At 62.0% G+C, this 19,346-nt stretch carries 18 protein-coding genes; 9 read left to right on the top strand and 9 right to left on the bottom strand.

All coding sequences use genetic code 11. The annotated features are described in order from the left end of the window. Positions 1 to 5: 5 nt before the first annotated feature. The 4 genes from modC to CUV01_RS07960 are packed head-to-tail and all read right to left on the bottom strand — an operon-like array spanning position 6 to position 2,923. Entirely contained in the window at positions 6 to 1,070 is a 1,065-nt protein-coding gene (gene modC, locus CUV01_RS07975) for a molybdenum ABC transporter ATP-binding protein (RefSeq protein ID WP_101460004.1), read from the bottom strand. Next, positions 1,067 to 1,756 carry a molybdate ABC transporter permease subunit gene (gene modB / locus CUV01_RS07970; protein WP_101460003.1) on the bottom strand — a complete coding sequence of 230 codons (690 nt, stop codon included), beginning with the start codon at positions 1,754 to 1,756 and terminating at the stop codon, positions 1,067 to 1,069. The genes modC and modB overlap by 4 nt, the downstream gene beginning before the upstream one ends. Beyond that, positions 1,753 to 2,493, bottom strand: a complete 741-nt coding sequence (modA, locus tag CUV01_RS07965) for a molybdate ABC transporter substrate-binding protein (protein ID WP_101460002.1) — start codon at positions 2,491 to 2,493, stop codon at positions 1,753 to 1,755. Before modA ends, modB begins: the two co-directional genes overlap by 4 nt. Positions 2,494 to 2,551: 58 nt before the next feature. After that, complete coding sequence (locus CUV01_RS07960; protein ID WP_101461949.1) at positions 2,552 to 2,923, bottom strand: winged helix-turn-helix domain-containing protein; 372 nt, start codon at positions 2,921 to 2,923, stop codon at positions 2,552 to 2,554. A gap of 104 nt (positions 2,924 to 3,027) precedes the next feature. Here CUV01_RS07960 and CUV01_RS07955 point away from each other — a divergent pair, with 104 nt between their 5' ends. Next, positions 3,028 to 4,203 carry an acetyl-CoA C-acyltransferase family protein gene (locus CUV01_RS07955; protein ID WP_101460001.1) on the top strand — a complete coding sequence of 392 codons (1,176 nt, stop codon included), beginning with the start codon at positions 3,028 to 3,030 and terminating at the stop codon, positions 4,201 to 4,203. A gap of 207 nt (positions 4,204 to 4,410) precedes the next feature. Then, a complete protein-coding gene (locus CUV01_RS07950) occupies positions 4,411 to 5,022 on the top strand; it encodes a queuosine precursor transporter (RefSeq protein ID WP_101460000.1) in 612 nt (203 codons plus the stop codon). A gap of 304 nt (positions 5,023 to 5,326) precedes the next feature. On the opposite strand, the gene CUV01_RS07945 is transcribed toward CUV01_RS07950, so the two are convergent. The 4 genes from CUV01_RS07945 to CUV01_RS07930 form a co-directional block, all read right to left on the bottom strand. Next, complete coding sequence (locus CUV01_RS07945; protein ID WP_232962609.1) at positions 5,327 to 6,370, bottom strand: LacI family DNA-binding transcriptional regulator; 1,044 nt, start codon at positions 6,368 to 6,370, stop codon at positions 5,327 to 5,329. Between the two features lie 45 nt (positions 6,371 to 6,415). Continuing rightward, positions 6,416 to 7,918 (bottom strand): tripartite tricarboxylate transporter permease, encoded by a 1,503-nt coding sequence (locus CUV01_RS07940; protein ID WP_101459999.1) that lies wholly within the window; start codon positions 7,916 to 7,918, stop codon positions 6,416 to 6,418. 13 nt (positions 7,919 to 7,931) lie between these two features. After that, positions 7,932 to 8,351: a tripartite tricarboxylate transporter TctB family protein gene (locus tag CUV01_RS07935; protein ID WP_101459998.1), complete on the bottom strand. Its 420-nt coding sequence runs from the start codon at positions 8,349 to 8,351 to the stop codon at positions 7,932 to 7,934. Positions 8,352 to 8,434: 83 nt separating this feature from the next. Continuing rightward, positions 8,435 to 9,481 carry a type 2 periplasmic-binding domain-containing protein gene (locus CUV01_RS07930; RefSeq protein ID WP_101459997.1) on the bottom strand — a complete coding sequence of 349 codons (1,047 nt, stop codon included), beginning with the start codon at positions 9,479 to 9,481 and terminating at the stop codon, positions 8,435 to 8,437. A 208-nt stretch (positions 9,482 to 9,689) separates the two neighbouring features. On the opposite strand from CUV01_RS07930, the gene araD reads away from it, so the two are divergent. From araD to CUV01_RS07910, 4 genes are read left to right on the top strand one after another with little or no spacing between them, the layout of a single operon-like run. Beyond that, positions 9,690 to 11,432, top strand: coding sequence for an L-arabinonate dehydratase (gene araD, locus CUV01_RS07925; RefSeq protein WP_101461947.1), 1,743 nt, complete (start codon positions 9,690 to 9,692; stop codon positions 11,430 to 11,432). Positions 11,433 to 11,441: 9 nt separating this feature from the next. After that, on the top strand, positions 11,442 to 12,341 hold the full coding sequence (locus CUV01_RS07920) for a dihydrodipicolinate synthase family protein (protein WP_101459996.1): 900 nt from the start codon (positions 11,442 to 11,444) through the stop codon (positions 12,339 to 12,341). A gap of 13 nt (positions 12,342 to 12,354) precedes the next feature. Beyond that, positions 12,355 to 13,875 carry an aldehyde dehydrogenase (NADP(+)) gene (locus CUV01_RS07915; protein WP_101459995.1) on the top strand — a complete coding sequence of 507 codons (1,521 nt, stop codon included), beginning with the start codon at positions 12,355 to 12,357 and terminating at the stop codon, positions 13,873 to 13,875. 2 nt (positions 13,876 to 13,877) lie between these two features. Continuing rightward, positions 13,878 to 14,588: a ribonuclease activity regulator RraA gene (locus CUV01_RS07910; protein ID WP_101459994.1), complete on the top strand. Its 711-nt coding sequence runs from the start codon at positions 13,878 to 13,880 to the stop codon at positions 14,586 to 14,588. Between the two features lie 26 nt (positions 14,589 to 14,614). Here CUV01_RS07910 and CUV01_RS07905 read toward each other — a convergent pair whose 3' ends face one another. Then, a complete protein-coding gene (locus CUV01_RS07905) occupies positions 14,615 to 15,547 on the bottom strand; it encodes a LysR family transcriptional regulator (protein ID WP_101459993.1) in 933 nt (310 codons plus the stop codon). 178 nt (positions 15,548 to 15,725) lie between these two features. Here CUV01_RS07905 and CUV01_RS07900 point away from each other — a divergent pair, with 178 nt between their 5' ends. The 3 genes from CUV01_RS07900 (at position 15,726) to CUV01_RS07890 (ending at position 19,343) form a co-directional block, all read left to right on the top strand. Continuing rightward, the gene (locus CUV01_RS07900; RefSeq protein ID WP_198731896.1) at positions 15,726 to 16,649 is read left to right on the top strand and encodes a DMT family transporter; all 924 of its coding nucleotides are present in this window, start codon (positions 15,726 to 15,728) and stop codon (positions 16,647 to 16,649) included. A gap of 201 nt (positions 16,650 to 16,850) precedes the next feature. Next, positions 16,851 to 18,350 carry an ABC transporter substrate-binding protein gene (locus CUV01_RS07895; protein ID WP_101459992.1) on the top strand — a complete coding sequence of 500 codons (1,500 nt, stop codon included), beginning with the start codon at positions 16,851 to 16,853 and terminating at the stop codon, positions 18,348 to 18,350. Positions 18,351 to 18,428: 78 nt separating this feature from the next. Continuing rightward, positions 18,429 to 19,343, top strand: a complete 915-nt coding sequence (locus tag CUV01_RS07890) for an ABC transporter permease (RefSeq protein ID WP_101461945.1) — start codon at positions 18,429 to 18,431, stop codon at positions 19,341 to 19,343. Positions 19,344 to 19,346: the final 3 nt, after the last annotated feature.

The raw sequence follows: 19,346 nt of genomic DNA, 5'->3' as shown, positions 1-19,346 counted from the left end.
CGGCCTCAGCCGGTCTGGATCAGACCCACCGTCTTGATCACGACAAAGCAGGACACACCGGCCACCAGCCCAAGGGTCCGGGCCGAACGTGCTGTGATGGCGGCCAGAATCTGCGTTTGGCCGACCTGCAACTGCACCAAGGTCCGGTCGGGTCCGCCGACCAGCCGCAGCACCCGCGCCGGCAACACGTTCAACGCTGAAATCGCCTTTGGTTCGTCGCGCGACACGATGACCTCGTGCGCCAGAATACGCAGCCGCAGCGGCCCGGGATGCGCGGCGGGACGGGGCAGCCAAAGCGTGCCGGCAGGCGTGTCAAGCTGCGCCAGATCATCCTCGATCAGGCCGGTGGGCGCCGCGGGCAACAGCGCGCCGCCCTCGGCCGGGCCGATCAGCGCAGCGGCATCGGGATCGGCCAGCGCGTCTGCCAGCGGTCCGGCATGGGTCACCCTGCCCTCGATCATGACGATCAGATGATCGGCCAGCGCGGCGATCTCGGCCATTGCGTGGCTGACATACAGGATCGGGGGGCCTCCGCCCGCCCGCAGCCGCGTCAGATAGGGCAGGATCTCGGCCTTGCGCGCCGGGTCCAGCGAGGCCAGCGGCTCGTCCATCACCAGCAGATCGGGCGATGACAGAAGGGCGCGACCGATGGCGACGCGCTGGCGTTCCCCGCCCGACAGCCCGGCGGGTCGGCGGTCCAGCAGGTCGTCCAGCCCCAACATCTGGATGACCCGCGCGCGCATCGCCGCATCGGGCGGGTTTGGCGCGAAACGCGCGCCATAGCCAAGGTTCTTGGCCACGGTCAGATGTGGAAACAACCGCGCGTCCTGAAAGACATAGCCGATCCGCCGGCGTGCGGGCGGCAGATCCGTGCTGTCATCAAACAGCACGCGATCATCCAGCGCGATCCGGCCTTGATCGGGCCGCAACAACCCCGCAACCGCATTCACTGTCGAGGTCTTGCCACAACCCGATGGCCCGTAAATCGCCGTCACACCATCGGGCGCGTCGAATGCCACGTCCAGCGACAGCCCATCGAAACGGCGGCGAAAGGCAACGCTCAGGCTCATGCAGCGATACGCCGCGCGGCACGGCGGGCCAGCAGTTCCGAAAAGATCACGGCGGCCACGGCGATGACGATCGAAATCGCGACCAGCCGCAGCGCCGCACCCTCGCCACCGGGAACCTGCAGAAAGGCGTAGATGGCGGATGGCACGGTCTGGGTCTGGCCGGGAATATTGGCCACAAAGGTAATGGTCGCGCCGAATTCACCCATCGCCTTGGCAAAACCCAGCACCGTTCCGGCGATAACAGCGGGCAGGATCAGGGGCAGGGTCACGGTCGTGAACACCGCCGCCCGGCCTGCACCAAGCGTGCCCGCCGCCTGTTCCAGACGCGGATCAACGGCCTCGAAACCCAATCTGATCGCGCGGACCATCAGCGGAAAACCCATGATACCAGCCGCGATGGCGGCACCGGTCCAGTGAAACGCTGGCGACAGGCCGATCCGGTCCAGAAATCCGCCAACCGGCGCGTTCCGGCTAAAGGTCATCAGCAGCAGATAGCCCGTGACAACCGGCGGCAGGACCAGCGGCAAATGGATAGCCGCACTCAGCAGCGCGTGGCCCGGAAATCGCCGCCGCGCGAGCAGCCAGGCCATGCCGACCGCAAAGGGCAGCGCAGCCAGCGTTGCTACCGCCGCGACCCGCAGCGACAAGGCAACTGCCTGCCATTCCTCGGGGCCAAGCCAGCTCATGTCAGCGGTATGAAGCCATTTGCGCGAAAGATCGCGGCGGCCTCGGGTCCGGACAGGGCGTCATGAAAGGCTGCGGCAGCGGGTGCCGCATCGGTGGTCAGCGCGGCGGGATAGGTGATCGGATCGTGGCTACCGTCGGGAAACGTATAGACCGCCGTCACCCTTGGCTCGGCTATGGCGTCGCTGGCATAGGTAACGCCATAGGGCGCGGCGCCGGTGGCGACCAGCGCCAATGCCGCGCGGACATTGTCGGCCTGCGCGACATGCGGTTCCATTGCGTCCCAAACGCCCAGAGATTGCAGCGCCTGCTTGCCATACTGCCCAGCAGGCACGGCATCGACCAGCGCCATGGCCAGCTTGCCGCCATCCAGCATCGCGACCGGATCGGCGGGCACTGCGGTCAGCGGGTCGGCCTCACCACTGGCGATCAGGACCAGCGTATTGCCCAATAGATCGCGGCGGCTGCCCGGCTGAACCAGCCCGGCGGCCTCTACCTCATCCATCCATGCCGGCGAGGCCGAAATGAACAGATCAGCCGGCGCGCCCTGCACGATCTGTCGCCCCAATGCCGACGAACCACCATAAGACACCAAAACCATATCGCCTGTCTGTTCCTGCCAGTCGGCGGCGATCTGATCCATCGCGGTTTTCAGGCTGGCGGCGGCAAAGACGGTGATCTCTTCGGCCTGCACTGGCAGGACAAAGAGAGACAGGACGGCGGCAAGGGCGAGACGCATGGCAACCTTCGGTTATGTCTCAGCGGACATAACCAGCGGCGCGGAGGCAAGGCAAGCGTTATTTCCCATCGGGCATATCGGCCAGCATCCCGCCAATACCGTCGATCTGCACCTGCCCTTGCTGCCTGACCAGCACCTCCAACGCGCGAAAATGGGCCAGCACGGTCTGCCCCGCCGTCGTCAGCGCAGCACCACCGCCACCCGGCCCGCCTCGGCTGCTATCCACCAGAGGCTCGCGAAAGGCGGCGTTCATTTCCTCGACCAGCGACCAGGCGCGCTTGTAGCTCATCTTCATGCGCCGCCCGGCTGCCGAGATCGAACCAAGCTGCGCGATCCCCTCCAACAGCTCGGCCTTGCCCGGGCCAAGGACCAGTTCATCGCCGAACTCGAGGCGCAACTTGATACGGGGTGGTTCGGACTGAACGCTCATGACGGGCATCATCGGGGCGTTCCGTACCGTAACGCAAGGGCTTTCCGCCGCCCGGGCGTGGCGCTAGTCTTGGGGTCTACTCACTGTTGGGGGAGCATTCCGAAATGACCGATATCGTCATCCTGTCCGGTGCGCGCACAGCCATTGGCACCTTCGGCGGCAGCCTTGCCGCAATTCCACCGATCGACCTGGCATCGACCGTCACAAAGGCGGCAATCGAGCGTGCGGGCATTGACGCTGACAAGATCGGCACGGTCGTGTTTGGCCATGTCATCAACACCGAGCCACGCGACATGTACCTGTCGCGCGTGGCGATGCTGGATGCGGGGGTGCCCGAAACTACACCTGCGATGAATGTGAACAGGCTCTGCGGTTCCGGTGCGCAGGCCATCGTTTCGGCGGTCCAGGCGCTGCAATTGGGCGATGCGGATTTCGCCGTTGCCGGCGGCGCCGAAAGCATGAGCCGCGCACCGTATGCGGTGCCCTCGGCCCGGTTCGGCGCAAAGATGGGCGACCAAAAGATGCTGGACATGATGACCGGCGCGCTGACCTGTCCGATGGGCACGGGTCATATGGGTGTAACAGCGGAAAACGTGGCCGCCGAAAACGAGATCACCCGCGAACAGCAGGACGAATTTGCCCTGCAATCACAGAACCGCGCGGCAAATGCGATCAAGGAGGGCTATTTCAAGGAGCAGATCGTCCCGGTCGAGATCAAGACGCGCAAGGGCATGGTCGCCTTTGACACGGACGAACACCCCAAGGAAACCAGCATCGAAAAGCTGGGCGGCCTGAAAACCGTGTTCCAAAAGGATGGCAGCGTCACCGCGGGCAATGCCAGCGGTATCAATGACGGCGCGGCAGCAGTGGTTCTGGCCCGCGCCGAGGCCGCCGAGGCCGCCGGGCTCAAGCCGCGCGCCAAGGTGCTGGGCTATGCCGTGGCAGGCGTGCCGCCGCGGATCATGGGCATCGGGCCGGTCCCGGCGGTCAGGAAGCTGATGGAAAAGACCGGATTGAGCATCGGCGATTTCGACGTGATCGAATCGAACGAGGCTTTTGCCTCGCAGGCGCTGGCGGTCAGCAAGGAACTGGGCATGGATCCGGCCAAGGTGAACCCGAACGGCGGTGCGATTGCCTTGGGCCATCCGGTCGGCGCAACCGGTGCGATCCTGACCGTTAAGGCCCTTTACGAGCTAGAGCGGACAGGCGGAAAACGCGGCCTGATCACCATGTGCATCGGCGGCGGGCAGGGCATCGCCATCGCCATCGAACTGGTCTGACGAGGCCGATCCGGCCCATCACAGCTGAACGCTGCGCGGGGGACCCTGGCGCAGCGTTTTTCGTTCGCACCCGCCAAAGTTCTGGCAAGCGCCGCGGAACCCTGTCGCAAGCCCGCGATTGACAAGCCGGGCCGCAAGGGCGTATGCGCGCCACGTCCCGATCATCGGGGCCGAGTTGTTCCGCCACCTTGTAAAACGGAAAGCCAAATGATCCGCTATCTTCCTGGCACGCTTGCCATGGCCGTCATCGTTGCGGCCTCGAATATCCTTGTGCAATACCAGCTGGGCAACTGGCTCACCTATGGTGCACTCAGCTATCCCATCGCCTTTCTGGTCACCGATGTGATGAACCGCGTCTACGGCCCCGCTGCCGCCCGCCGCGTGGTCCTGTCGGGATTTGTGATCGGCGTTGTCTGCTCATTGATCGCAGCCGGGCTGAACGTCACCACCCTGCGCATCGCCATTGCCTCTGGCACGGCCTTTCTGGTGGCACAGTTGCTGGATGTCGCCGTGTTCGACAGCCTGCGCGGTGGGGCATGGTGGCGCGCGCCGCTGGCCTCGACGCTGGTTGGCTCTCTGGTCGACACTTCGCTGTTCTTTTCGATCGCCTTCTCGTCGGGGCTGTCATTCATCGACCCCGCCGATAATGTTGGCTGGGCGAATGAGGTCCTGCCGCTGCTGGGCATGGGTCCGGCAGTGCCGCTTTGGGTATCGCTGGCCTTCGCAGATTGGCTGGTCAAATTGACGTTGGCTCTACTGGCTCTTGTGCCCTTCCGCATCATCATCAACAATTTGTTGAGCAAGACACAAGAAATCTGATTGACAGATTCGGAATCTGTGGCACCCTCTCTCATACAACGGCAACATTTTGAAAGGAGGTGGTCCAGTGTCGAGAGTGATATTGGAGAGAGGTGTCGGAACAGTCAGGGGGGCCGTGGCCTAGGGGCAGCCCTTTGGGTCGTAAACCCTGATTGGGACCGGACGGATTTCTACCATCCCTAACCGGACCATCTCCGTGTAACTCGCGGGTCGCCACTATCTAGGCGGCCCGTTTTCCATTTCGAGGTGAGCTGGCGTCACGCGCAGCACAACTGTCGTTGCAGTTACCCGTGTGGAGGATCCGTCAGGCCGATCCCCGCCGGATCAGTTCAAAGCCCACATCAATGACGCTGCGGGCGTCCTGATCCTTGGCAAACCGCTGCAGCAAGGCGCCCGCTGCAGCCTCGCCCAGAGCGCCGCGATCAACGCGAACGGTGGTCATGGGCGGATAGGTATGGGCGGCGAAATCCTGATCACCAAAGCCGATGACTGCAATCTGCCCGGGCACATTCAGCCCGCGCGCGGCAGCCTCGGTCAGCAACCCGTGGGCGTATTGGTCCGAACTGCAAAACACCACGCCGTCCATGAAGCCCTGATGATCAACCAGATCGGTCAGCGCCGCGCGCCCGTGCTGCAGCGTCGCCGTGCCAGCCGCATAATCCATCGTCAGCACATCATTGCCGGTCAGTTCCCTGAACCGCGCGGCAAAGGCATCACGACGCCGGCAAGCCCGCGCATCGGCGGCCGTTACCGTCGCCGCACGGCGATAGCCCGCCTCAACCGCGAACTCGGCTGCCGCGAGACCCGTTCCGGGATGTGAAAAGCCGATGCAGCAATCGATTGGCGATTCGCTGATATCCCAAACTTCGACCACGGGAATGCCCGAACCGATCAACATCCGCCTTGCGCCGGGCGAATGGTGAACACCGGTCAGCAACACGCCGTCCGGACGTCTGCCCAAATGCGTTTCGATCAGCGTCTGTTCGCGCTCAGAATCGTGGCCCGTCTCGGACAGCATGATCTGATAGCCGTTTTCTCGCATGATTTCGGAAAAGCCGTGCAGCAGGCTTGAATAGACGATGTTGGTAAATGACGGCACCAGCGCCGCGATCAGGTTGCTTTTGCGAGAGGCCAGAGCACCCGCCAGCGCATTGGGAACAAAGCCGGTCGCCCTGATTGCGTCCTGGATGCGGCGCAGCGTGTCGGGGGACACCTTGGAGGGATGCGACAGCGCCCGCGACACGGTGACCTGCGAAACGCCCGCCATGCGACCCACGGTTGCCATCGTCACAGCGCCGCCACCCGATTGCGGGCCGCGACGCTTTTTGGCTTTTTCCAGTTCGTCCATGGCCGCCTTATCCTTGTTAAGCCGTGCCAAGTGCAAGTGCGACCATCAGGCAACCGGGCGGGACATCGCGGACTTGCGACGCGCCAGCATGATCGAGCCGACGACAGAGCCGATGATCAGCACCCAAAGCAGCATCGCGATCCAGCTTTTGGTAAAGAAGATCGACAGCGTGCCAAAGCTTTCAAGGCTTTTGACAAAGTAGATCTCGGCCGCCGGCCCAAGGATAAAGCCGATGATGAACGGCGCAACCTCAAGGCCCAGCTTGGTGAACAGCCAGCCCGCGACGCCAAAGATCAGCAGCGTCCAGACATCGAACATGATGCCATAGTTGATCGTGTAGGCACCGATCACACACATCATCAGGATGACCGGGAACAGGATATGCTTGGGAATGGTCACCACCAGCGCCAGCCAGCGGATCATGAAATACATGATCCCGAACATGGCGATATTGGCCAGCAGCATGGCGACGATCATCGAATCCCATGTCATCGGGTTGTTGCCGATGAACAGCGGACCAACCTGAATGCCCTGTAGGGTAAAGGCACCGATCAGCAGCGCGGTGGTGGAATCGCCCGGAATGCCCAGAGACAACAGTGGCACCAGCGCGCCGCCGGTCAGCCCGTTATTGCCGGATTCCGAGGCCATGATGCCGGCGGGATTCCCCTTGCCGAAACTGTCTGGGTCCTTTGAACTGGTCTTGGCCGCCGTATAGGACAGGATCGACGCGGCAGAGCCACCGACGCCAGGCAGGATGCCCACGAAGGTGCCGATGCCCGCGGATCTCAGCAAGTTGGTGATCTGACCCTTGAAGACCGACCATTTGAACCGCGAATGCTCACCGACCTCGATGTCCTTCATCGACTGGCCCTTGGGCATGCCTGCCTCGGCTGCCTCAAGAATGGTGGCCAGGCCGAACAGACCGATCAGCACCGGCAGCAGCGAAAAACCGGAATCCAGCCAGTATTCCATGCCGGGCGGGATCAGCCGGTATTCGCCATTGCCGCCATCGGTCACGTCATAGACGCCGATCAGGCTGATGAAGATGCCCAGAAAGCCCGAGAAAATGCCCAGCAACATATCTTCGGACAGGGCCGCCATGACGGTCAGCGCGAAGAGGATGATCAGAAATTTTTCGACATAGGAAAACTTGATCGCGAACTCCGCCAGTGCGGGCGCAAAGAAGAACAGCGCGGTAAGCGAGACCAGACCACCGACCAGCGAGCCAACGATACCGATCCGCAGGGCCTTTTCGCCCTCGCCCCTTTGCGCCATCGGGTAGCCGTCGAATGTCGTCGTGATGGATGACGGCGTGCCTGGAATGCCCAGCAGGATCGCCGGTACCAACCCGCCCGAAATGCCGCCGACATACAAGCCCAGCAGCAGCGCCATCCCGTTATCCAGACCAAGCGAATAGGTCAGCGGCAGACAGACCGCGACAGCCATGGTGGCCGTCATGCCGGGGATGGCGCCGAAGATGATGCCGACCAGCGTTCCTGCAAAGATCAGGAACAGGTACATGGGCGTCAGAAATTCAAAAATGGCCATGATTCAGTGCTCCTTACGGCAGGGTCAGCGCAAAGACATAGGTGAACAGCCACCAGACCAGCGTCGGGGCAACGACCGAAACGATCAGCACCGGGATCATGGCGCGCGGGGTGCGCTCGTGCATGTAGAGAATGCTGATCAGCAGCACGAAGGGGATCGAACAGATCAGAAAACCCAGCCCGGTATTCGGCCAAAGATCGCCAATCGGGACCATCAGCAGAAAATAGATGATCGTCAGCGCAAGGGTGCCGAAAAACCGGATCTTGTCCATCTGCTGAAAGGTCTGGCTCCACATGGCGCCCGACCCGGCAAGGGCCCGTCGGTTGCGAATGACGATTACTAGACCCAGCAGCAGCAGAATGATCCCGATCAACCTGGGAAAGATCAGATGCGAGGTGTCGAAATCTATTGATACCTTTAACAGGTCGGCCATGGGCGCGCCCTCCTCGGCTGCGGATCACGGAGACATGCGGTGCCGGGCGGTTCGATCACGCCCGGCACCTTTTTTGCAGGCTGTTATTCAGCCTTCAGAGAGTCGATCACACCGCGATAGGTATCGCGCTTTTCTTCCAGATGCGCCGCGCTATCGGCCGTCGGGCGATAGTTCGGGATAAAGAAGGATTCCAGCATCCGGGTCTGGATGTCACCTTTTTCGAACACTGCTGCCAGCGCGTCATCGATGGCCTGCATCTGCGCCGGATCGGTGTCCTTGTTGTAGATCAGGAAGAATTCCTTATCGAAGGTGAAATCCTCGGTGCCGTCCAGCGTGACAGAGGTCTCGGGCGCGGCATATTGCATCATGTCGGCGCGGGTCAGGTTACCCATGCCGGCCTCCGGGCTGCCTTCCAGCGTCTCAGGCGTCGCGGTGATCCAGACAAATCGCATGGCCTTCTGGTCATCCTCGGGCAGCGCCGCGAATTGTTCGTTGGCCTGAATTGAGCCGTTGATGACATCGGCCAGCCCATCGAACATGGCCTGGTTCTTGTCGGCCTGCGATCCGGTATTCACCGGAACAATGTTCTCTTCCGACCCCGGCGCACGGACACGGGCCGCGTTTCTCATCGCCGTAAAGCCGATTTCGGACACACCGCCGGGCTGAATGGCCACGCGGACACGCTCGCCATCAGCGGCGGCAGTCAGGATGTCTTCCATGGTCTGATAGGGCGAATTCTTGGCGACCAGATAGGCGTTGCCCGGATTGGTCGTGACCGAGGGACCGACCAGAAATTCGGCAAAGATATCGGGGCTGCCAGCGACGTCGTACAGGTCCGACAGATAGGCGTGGTCGTGATAGAGCATGACGGTCGCGCCACGCTTGTCACGCGACAGCGCCTTGAAGCCTTCGGCCCCGCCGACCGCGTCGACCTTGATATTGATGTCCAGCTGTTCAGCCAGCGCCTCTGCCACGATCGAGGCGGCCTGATAAGTATCGCCTCCGGTCGAGGTAGAGCCGATTACCATACGAAGATTGCGCGGCAAATCCTGCGCCACGGCCATCAGCGGCTGCGACAGCATGGTCGCACCGGCAACTGCTGCAATAAGGGTTCTGCGGGTCAGTTTCATCGTTCCTCCCTTGGTCCGCATGGACCATTCTCTTAGATCACACTGCTATGTATTCGCATACATTGAATAAGGATCACGAATCGGAACCGCCTGTCAACCTTTCAGTTTTTAGGCCTATTAGCGGTGCTATTCTGCAGTTTTCCTGCTTGACGCGAATCAATGAATGCGAATACATCAGATGGTGAACGCCTTGCCTTCGGAGGACATTATGCCAAAAGATGCACGCATCTCGCCGGATCAGCTGCGCAGTGCGCGGTGGTTCGCACCAGACGATCTGCGCAGCTTCGGCCACCGCTCGCGCATGATGCAGCTGGGCTATGCCGAAGAAGAATTTCTGAACAAGCCGATCATCGGCATTCTGAACACCTGGTCCGAACTGAATTCCTGTCACGGTCACTTCCCCGAGCGGGTCAAGGACGTGAAACGCGGTGTTCTAGCCGCCGGCGGCTTTCCTGTGGAACTGCCTGCGCTGTCGGTCGATGAAAGCTTCACCAAACCGACCTCGATGCTGTATCGCAACATGCTGGCGATGGAGACGGAAGAGATGATCCGCTCTCACCCGCTGGACGGCGTGGTGCTGATGGGCGGCTGCGACAAGACCACGCCGGGGCTGGTCATGGGCGCGATCACGGCAGGCGTGCCGATGATCTTTTTGCCCGCCGGCCCGATGCTGCGCGGCCATTACGCGGGCAAGATCCTCGGTTCAGGCTCGGATGCATGGAAATACTGGGACGAACGCCGCGCGGGCAACATCACCGACGAGGAATGGATCGGCGTTCAGGGCGGCATCGCGCGTTCGGTCGGCACCTGCATGACCATGGGCACAGCCAGCACCATGACCTCGATCACCGAGGCCCTGGGCCTGTCCCTGCCCGGCGCCTCATCCATCCCCGCCGCCGATTCCGGCCATCAGCGCATGGGCAGTGAATGCGGTCGCCGCATCGTCGACATGGTCTGGGAAGGGCTGACCCCCGATCAGATCGTCAATCCCGCTTCGGTCCGCAACGCCGCTATCGTCGCGATGGCAACGGGCTGTTCGACCAACGCCGTTGTCCACCTGATCGCCATGGCGCGGCGCGCTGGCGTCGATCTGACGCTGGATGATCTGGACGCGCTTGGTCGCGAAACGCCGATGATCTGCAACGTCCGCCCGTCAGGCAAAGACTATCTGATGGAAGATTTCTACTTTGCCGGTGGACTTCGCGCACTGATGACGCAGCTGACCGATCGGCTGGACCTGTCGGCGCTGACCGTGACGGGCAAAACCATCGGACAAGGCATCGAAGGCGCGGCTGTCTATAATGACGATGTGATCCGCCCGCTGTCCAACCCCGTCTATTCAGAGGGCTCGCTGGCGCTGCTGCGCGGCAACCTGTGCCCCGACGGCGCGGTCATCAAGCCCGCCGCCTGCGATCCGAAATACTGGGTCCATGAAGGCCCGGCGCTGGTTTTTGACAGCTACTCCGAGATGAAAAAGGCGGTCGATGACGAAAATCTGGAAGTGACCCCGGATCACGTCATGGTGCTGCGGAATGCTGGCCCTCTGGGCGGTCCGGGGATGCCCGAATGGGGCATGTTGCCGATCCCCAAGGCGCTGATCAAGCAAGGCCATCGCGATATGCTGCGGATTTCCGATGCGCGGATGTCGGGCACCTCTTACGGCGCCTGCGTGCTGCATGTCGCACCCGAAAGCTATATCGGCGGGCCGCTGGCCCTGCTGAAGACCGGCGATATCGTCCGGCTGGACCTGCCCAACCGGCAGCTGAACATGCTGGTCGACGAGGCCGAGATCGAACACCGTCGCGCGGCATGGCAAGCACCCGAGCCACGCTTTGAGCGGGGCTGGGGCTATATGTTCTCGCGCCACGTGACGCAGGCCGACAAGGGTTGCGATTTCGACTTTCTTGAACGCAGCTTCGGTCAAGCGGCCGGTGAACCCGACATTTTCTAAGAGGACCTCATGGCCCACGATCTGGACAAGGCTCTGGCCGGAATTTCCGGCATTCTTGTGACCCCTTATGACGCGGATGGCGAAATCGCGCCCGCGAAACTGGCCCCCATCCTTGACCGGGCCATTGGGGCAGGCGTGCAATTGCCGGTCGTCAACGGCAATACCGGCGAATTCTACGCGCTGACCACCGAAGAGGCCTGCACGATGGCAACCGAGGTTGCCGCGCTGATAGATGGCCGCGTGCCGCTGTTGGCCGGTGTGGGACGCGGCATCCGCGATGCTTGCCGTCTGGCCAAGACGTCGGCGGATGCGGGCGCCTCGGCGCTGATGATCCACCAGCCGCCAGATCCGTTCGTGGCACCGCGCGGCACGGTGGATTACGTCAAGGCGATCAGCGATGCATCCGGCGGGTTGCCGATGATGCTGTACCTTCGCAACGACGCAATCGGCATCAAAGGGATCGAGGCGCTTTGTGCCATCCCCGGCGTCAAGGGCGTCAAATGGGCTACGCCCAACCCGATGAAACTGGCCGAAGCCATCGCCGCCTGCGACCCCGGCATCACCTGGGTCGGCGGTCTGGCCGAGGTCTGGGCACCCACATTCTATGCCGTCGGGGCGCGCGGCTTTACCAGCGGGCTGATCAACGTCTGGCCCGAACGCTCCGTCGCCATTCTCGAGGCTCTGAACGCAAGCGACTACGAAAAGGCACGCGCACTGATCGCCGATATGGCAGCTTTCGAGGAAATCCGCGCCGAAGAGCTGAACGGAACCAACGTCACCGGCGTTAAGTCGGCATTGATCGCCATGGGTCAGGATTGCGGTCCGACCCGTCCGCCTTCGGCATGGCCATTGACGCCTGCGCAGGGCGACAAGCTGACCGGCTTTCTGTCGGCAAACAAATTGATCTGAGAAAGGACACTCGATGACCTTCACCCCACATGGAAAACACCTGATCGCCGGCGAATGGGTCGGCGGCGATCAGACCTTCAAATCCGAGCCCGCACACGGCCCGGAACACGAGTTCAGCGTGGGCACTGTTGATCTGGTCAACGCGGCCTGTGAAGCGGCCGAAGAAGCGTTCTGGACCTACGGCTATACCTCGCGCGAAGAGCGCGCGGCCTTCCTTGAGGCCATCGCCGACGAAATCGAAGCCCGCGCCGATGAGATCACCGAAATCGGATCGCAGGAAACCGGTCTGCCCGAGGGACGCCTGCAGGGCGAACGCGGCCGCACCACCGGCCAGCTGCGCCTGTTTGCCAGCCATATTCGCGATGGCGCCTATCTGGACCGCCGCCGTGATGAGGCTCTGCCCGACCGTCAGCCGCTGCCGCGCCCCGATCTGCGCGTGATCCAGCGGCCCATCGGCCCGGTTGCGGTCTTTGGCGCCTCGAACTTTCCGCTGGCCTTTTCGACCGCCGGCGGTGACACCGCCGCCGCGCTGGCCGCTGGTTGCCCGGTCGTGGTCAAAGGTCACAGCGCCCATCCCGGCACCGGCGAAATCGTGGCCGAGGCCATCAACGCCGCCATCGAGAAAACCGGGATGCCCAAAGGCGTGTTTTCCCTGATCCAGGGCGGACGCCGCGATGTGGGAACCGCACTGGTCCAGCACCCGCTGATCAAGGCGGTTGGCTTTACCGGGTCACTTGGCGGTGGCCGCGCGCTGTTCGATCTGTGCGCCGCACGCCCCGAGCCCATTCCGTTCTTCGGCGAACTGGGCAGCGTAAACCCGATGTTCGTTCTGCCCCATGCTGCCAAGGCGCGTGGCGAAGACATTGGCAAGGGCTGGGCCGGATCGCTGACCATGGGCGCAGGCCAGTTCTGCACCAATCCAGGCATCGCCGTCGTGGAAAAGGGGGCCGCTGGTGACGCCTTTGTCGCCGCCGCCAAGGCCGGACTGGCTGATGTTGGTCCGCAAGTGATGCTGACCAATGGCATCGCATCCGCCTATCGCGACGGTCAGGCCCGCTTTGAGGGTCGCAACAGCGTCACGCCCGTTCTGTCAAACGAAAGCGCGGGCCGGGAAGCCAACCCGAACCTCTATGAAACCGATGCTGCGACCTATCTGCAGGATCACGCCCTTGGCGAAGAGGTGTTTGGCCCGCTTGGTCTGGTCATCCGCGTCAGCGACACGGCAGAGATGGAAAAGCTGGCCAAGGGCTTTGAAGGCCAGTTGACCGCCACCATCCATCTGGACGACGAAGACGCCCCCGAGGCCCGCCGCCTGCTGCCGATCCTTGAACGCAAGGCCGGTCGCGTTCTGGCCAATGGCTTCCCCACCGGGGTCGAGGTTGCAGACAGCATGGTTCATGGCGGCCCTTATCCCGCCAGCACCAACTTTGGCGCAACCTCGGTCGGTACGCTGTCGATCCGCCGCTTTCTGCGGCCGGTCAGCTTTCAGAACATCCCCGATGACGTGCTGCCAAGCGACCTGCAAGGAGTATGACGATGAAAGACGCTACCCGCGAAAAGCTGATGAACGTCTCGGTCGCGACTCTGGCCAGCGTGATGTACAAGCACGGTCTGCGCAATCAGGTAATCCAGGGCGTCAATCCGCTTGGCTGGAAGGGCAAGAACATGGTCGGCCCGGCCTTTACCCTGCGCTATATCCCGGCACGCGAAGACCGCAACCCAATGACGGTGTTTCGCAATGCAGATCACCCGCAGCGGGTCGCCATCGAGACCTGTCCCGATGGGCACGTTCTGGTCATGGACAGCCGCAAACAGGCCATCGCGGCCTCGGCCGGTGATATCCTGATCACCCGGCTGATGATGCGCGGGGCTGCGGGGGTCGTGACGGATGGCGGCTTTCGCGATGCGGCAACAATCGCGGAACTGGACATGCCGGCCTATCACACGCGGCCATCCAGCCCGACGAACCTCACGAATAACGAGGCCATCGCGATCAACGAGCCGATTGGCTGTGGCGATGCCCCGGTCTTTCCGGGCGACATCGTCGTGGGTGACGCGGATTGTGTGATCATCATTCCCGAGGCGCTTGCCGACGAAGCGGCCGATGAGGCCGTTGAAATGACCGCCTATGAGGATTTCGTCATCGAAAAGGTCAAATCCGGCACGCCGATCATCGGGCTGTATCCGCAGACCAAGCCTGAATTTGCGGATGAATTCGCAGACTGGCGCAAAACCAATAATCGTTGATGGTTCGGGGCGCAGATCAGTGCGCCCTAACCGCCCCGCCCGCGCGGCAAGATCTCGGGCGTCAGTTCATCGCGGATCAGTTGCGCCACATCCCGGATCAACGGGTCAGGTTCTCTGGGCCGCAGCGCCAGATACAAATCAGAATGCAGCATGTCGCCCGACAGGTTGATCTCGCGGATTACCGTGCGCGGCATTGCGATCTGACTGTTGGACCGGGGCACCAGCGCGACGCCAAAACCCTCATCCACCAGCGCCATGATCGTGTGGCTTTGTGCCACCGCAAAGACCATGTGCGGCGTCACGCCCTGCGTGTTCAGATAGCCCTGCACCACCTCGGCCAGAAAGCCGCCGCGTTCGGACGAGTAGCTGATGAAATCCACCCCGTGCAGCGCGGTGATCGGGATCGGATCCAGATCCAGCAGGGGGTGACCCTTTGGCAAAGCCAGAACGAAGGCCTCGCTCCACAGTTTTTCGATGGGCAGTCCGGGATTATGGCGCGGCAGCCGCAAGATCGCAAAATCAAGGCTGCCCGCCTGCAGGGAATCGACGGCCTCGGGGGTCATCACTTCGCGCAGGTTCAGATCGACATCAGGCAAGGCCTCGCGGACACGGCGGGCGATCCGTGGAATGACCTCGATACAGGCAGAGGGCACGAAGCCCAGTTCGATATGCCCCGCGCGACCCTGCGCAGCCTGTCGCGCGGACAGAATCGCGCTTTCGGTCCGCGTCAGAATATCGGTCGCGTCCGCCAGCAGCCTGCGCCCGGCGGGGGTCAATTGCACCGACCGTCTGGTCCGATCGAACAGCCGGGCCCCAAGCTTGTGTTCCAACAGCGCAATATGGCGCGACAGCGGCGGTTGCGTCATGTTCAGGCGTCTGGCTGCGCGCCGAAAATTCAACTCTTCCGCGACCGCCACAAAATAGCGCAACTGGTTCAGTTCGATGGTTGATCCACTCATCCGCGCCCCCTCTCGGCATCCTGCGGAACTTGGCGCGTCGCCGCAACGGCCCAGATTTTGTTATTTTCGTATATCTTGGCCTGCTGTCTAAAATTATTCAGCTATTATTGGTATTTATTTCATCCATAAGTGGCGACTTCGGTCAAAATTGATGAATTTTGTTTACAAGATGACAAAAATGCGGAAACCTGTCATATGGCGGGGCGTGATGTGCCGCACCGGGGGGATGATGACCGACCGAAATGCCGTAACCGGAGTGTCGATCATGGCGCTGGTCGCCATGGGCGGTGCCGTTGACAGCACCATCGTGCGGTTACTGGCCGGCGAGGTGCATCCCTTTGTCATTGGTTTTACGCGGGTCAGCTTTGGCTTGATCGCGATGCTGCCGCTGATCCTGCGCCGTCCGGAAATGCTGCGCACCAAGGCGCGGGCGGGCCATGTGATCCGCGCCGCGCTGAAGCTGGGGTCACTGGTGGCCATGTTCGCGGCCCTGCAGGCGGCGCCACTGGCGACGGTCACGGCGATCGGCTTTGCCGCGCCGATCTTTGTCACCCTTGGCGCATGGCTGTTTCTTTCGGAAAAACCGGGGCCGCTGCGGCTTGGGGGGCTGTTGCTGGGCTTTGCCGGTATTCTGGTCATTCTTGCGCCTTCGATCGGTCTGGGCGAAGAGCGCGCGCTGATGCTGGCCCTGCTGGCCGCGCTGCTGACAGCAGCGATCCAGTTGATGCTGAAAGTGATGGGTCGCACCGACCGCGCTGATACGCTGGTGGCGTGGAACCTGATCATGTCGGTTCCGCTGGCGGCGATTCCTGCATGGTATTTCTGGTCCACCCCGACCACGGCGCAATGGGGTCTGCTGGCGCTGCAAGGGGTGATTGGCACGGTGTCCCAGTTGGGCGTCACGCGGGCGTTCCAACTGGCCGACGCCTCGCTGGTCGCACCGGTCGATTTTCTGCGCCTACCCTTTGTCGCGCTCTCTGCCTGGCTGATCTTTAGCGAGCTTTCGCCGCTATCGACCTGGCTGGGCGCGGCGCTGATCTTTGCCGCAATCCTGTTGATGGCCGCCTCGGCGCGGGGTCGGCAGGTCGTGGTGCCGGGCTGATACCAATGGAGTCACCACTGATAGCGAGAACGTATCAAACTGCATCAGAAACGAGTCGACTGAAATGCTGATGCGCTTAAAATCAAACCCGATCCGGATGGAGGTGACCGCTGCTGCTGGTCACGGGTCGGTGCACATCTCCGGCGTTCTGCGGCGCGCGCCGGTTGTCTTGCAAAAGCCGCTCCTATGGGAGGAAATCCAATGAACTGTCGCACAACCCTGCTTGGCGGGGCGAGTATTCTTATGCTGGCGATGCCGGCCTTTGCCCAGGAAAACGATGTCGTCATCGCCCTGAACGAAGAACTGGAAACCGTTGAGCCCTGCATGGCCTCGCAGTCGAATATCGGCCGGGTGATCCTGCAGAATATCTCGGAAACCCTGACCGAATTGAACACCGATGACGGCTCGCTGATGCCGCGCCTGGCCGAAAGCTGGGAAGATCAGGGCGAAGGCACCTGGCGTTTCAACCTGCGTCAGGGCGTCGTTTTTTCAGATGGGTCGAGCTTTGATTCGGCAGATGTCGCGCATTCGATCACCCGCACCCTGTCGCCGGACCTGACCTGCGAAATCGGGGCCAAGTTCTTTGGCGGCATGACGCTGACCGCAACGCCGGTCGACGACAACACCATCGAAATCACCTCGGACCCCGCGCAGCCGATCCTGCCGCTGCTGATGTCGACGCTGACCATCGTGCCGTCGGAAACGGCAATGGAATTCACGCGTGAGCCGGTTGGCACGGGCCCCTATGAAATGACGGAGTGGAATGTCGGTCAGGACATAATCCTGACCCGCCGCGACGATTATTGGGGCGAACAACCCGAGGTCGCCAAGGCCACCTATCTGTTCCGCACCGACGATGCCGTCCGCGCTGCCATGGTGCCAGCGGGCGAGGCCGATATCGTGCCGCTGATCAGCCAGATCGATGCCACCAACGAGGCCACCGATTTCGCCTATCCGAACTCGGAAACCACCTATCTGCGCGTCGACAGCAACATTGCACCGCTGGATGATATTCGTATCCGTCAGGCTCTGAACATGGCGGTGGATCGCGCGGCTTTCCTGGGCACGCTGGTGCCCGAGGCCGCGACGCTGGCCACGCACATGACCGTGCCGACCGCGCTTGGCGCCGATGTCGATCTGGGCGTGCCGGAATACAATCTGGAAGAGGCGCAACGGCTGGTCGAAGAGGCGCGTGCCGATGGCGTGCCGGTCGATACCGAAATCCTGCTGGTCGGTCGTCTGGGCAACTTCCCCAACGTGACCGAGGTGATGGAGGCCCTGCAGCAGATGCTGTCCGAGACCGGGCTGAACATCAAACTTGAGATGGTCGAAGTTGCGGAATGGATCAAATACTATTCCAAGCCGTTCGCAGCAGGCGATCAGCCGGCATTGGTTGCGGCCATGCACGACAATAACCGTGGCGACCCCGTCTTTTCCATGTACTTCAAATATGCCTGTGACGGTTTGCAGTCGGGCATCTGCGATGAGGAACTGGACGGGCTGATTGCCGACGCGACCGCCCAGACAGGCGACGAGCGCGGCGACGCATGGCGCGCGGTGTTCCAAAAGGCACATGATCTTTATGCCGATGTCTTCCTGTTCCACATGGTCGGCTTCAGCCGCGTGTCCGAACGGCTGGACTTTACACCCTCGATTGCCACGAACTCGGAACTGCAACTGTCGCAGATCAAGATCAAGTAGCGCACACAAGGTGGCGGCATGCCCTGTGCCGCCACCGAACCCGTTCCGGCAAACCGGCAACCCGAAAGCAGTGAGACGATGAAGAAATTTCTGTTCAAACGGGCGATTTCCAGCGCGATCTCGCTGACCTTGCTGATCGTTGCCGTGTTCTTTCTGTCGCGCCTGACGGGCGATCCGACAGACCTGTATCTGCCCATCGACGCCAGCCAGGAGGCACGTGACAATTTCCGCGCCGTCCACGGCCTGGACCGACCCTTGATCGTGCAGTTCGGCAATTACGTCTGGGATATCCTGCATCTGGACTTTGGCGATTCCATTCGCCGCGCACGCCCCGCGCTGGAGGTCGTGCTGGAGGCGTTCAAATGGACGCTGCAACTGGCGCTGATCACCATGACGTTGGTATCGGTCGCGGCGATCACATTGGGATCGCTGGCGGCCTTTAACGTTGGCGGCTTTTTCGACCGCGTCGCCACCTTCTTTTCGCTGATCGGCGCCGCGGCCCCGGATTTCTGGGTCGCCATTGTGGCCATCGTGTTCTTTTCCCTCACGCTTGGATGGGTGCCCACATCTGGCACCGGAACGGCGGCGCATTGGGTGTTGCCCATCGCGGTGCTGTTCATCCGGCCCTTTGGCCTGATCCTGCAGGTGGTGCGCGGGTCGATGATCACGGCGCTGTCCTCGGCCTATGTGAAAACCGCCCGCGCCAAGGGCGTGACCCCCAAGAAACAGATCTTTGTGCACGCGCTGCGCAACGCCATGCTGCCGGTCATCACCGTGATCGGCGATCAGGCCGCCGCGCTGCTGAACGGAGCCGTCGTGATCGAGACGATCTTTGGCTTTCCCGGCGTCGGCAAGCTGATGATCGATTCGATCCTGCAGCGCGACTTTTCGGTGATTCTGGCGGCGATCATGGTCACCGCCATCGCCATCTTCATCATGAACATCCTGATCGACCTGGCCTATGCCGTACTCGATCCCCGCATCCGGTATTGAGGC

Origin of the sequence: Paracoccus tegillarcae (assembly GCF_002847305.1) — a bacterium.
Lineage (GTDB): Bacteria > Pseudomonadota > Alphaproteobacteria > Rhodobacterales > Rhodobacteraceae > Paracoccus > Paracoccus tegillarcae.
This window is presented reverse-complemented; position numbering and strand designations above follow the sequence as displayed.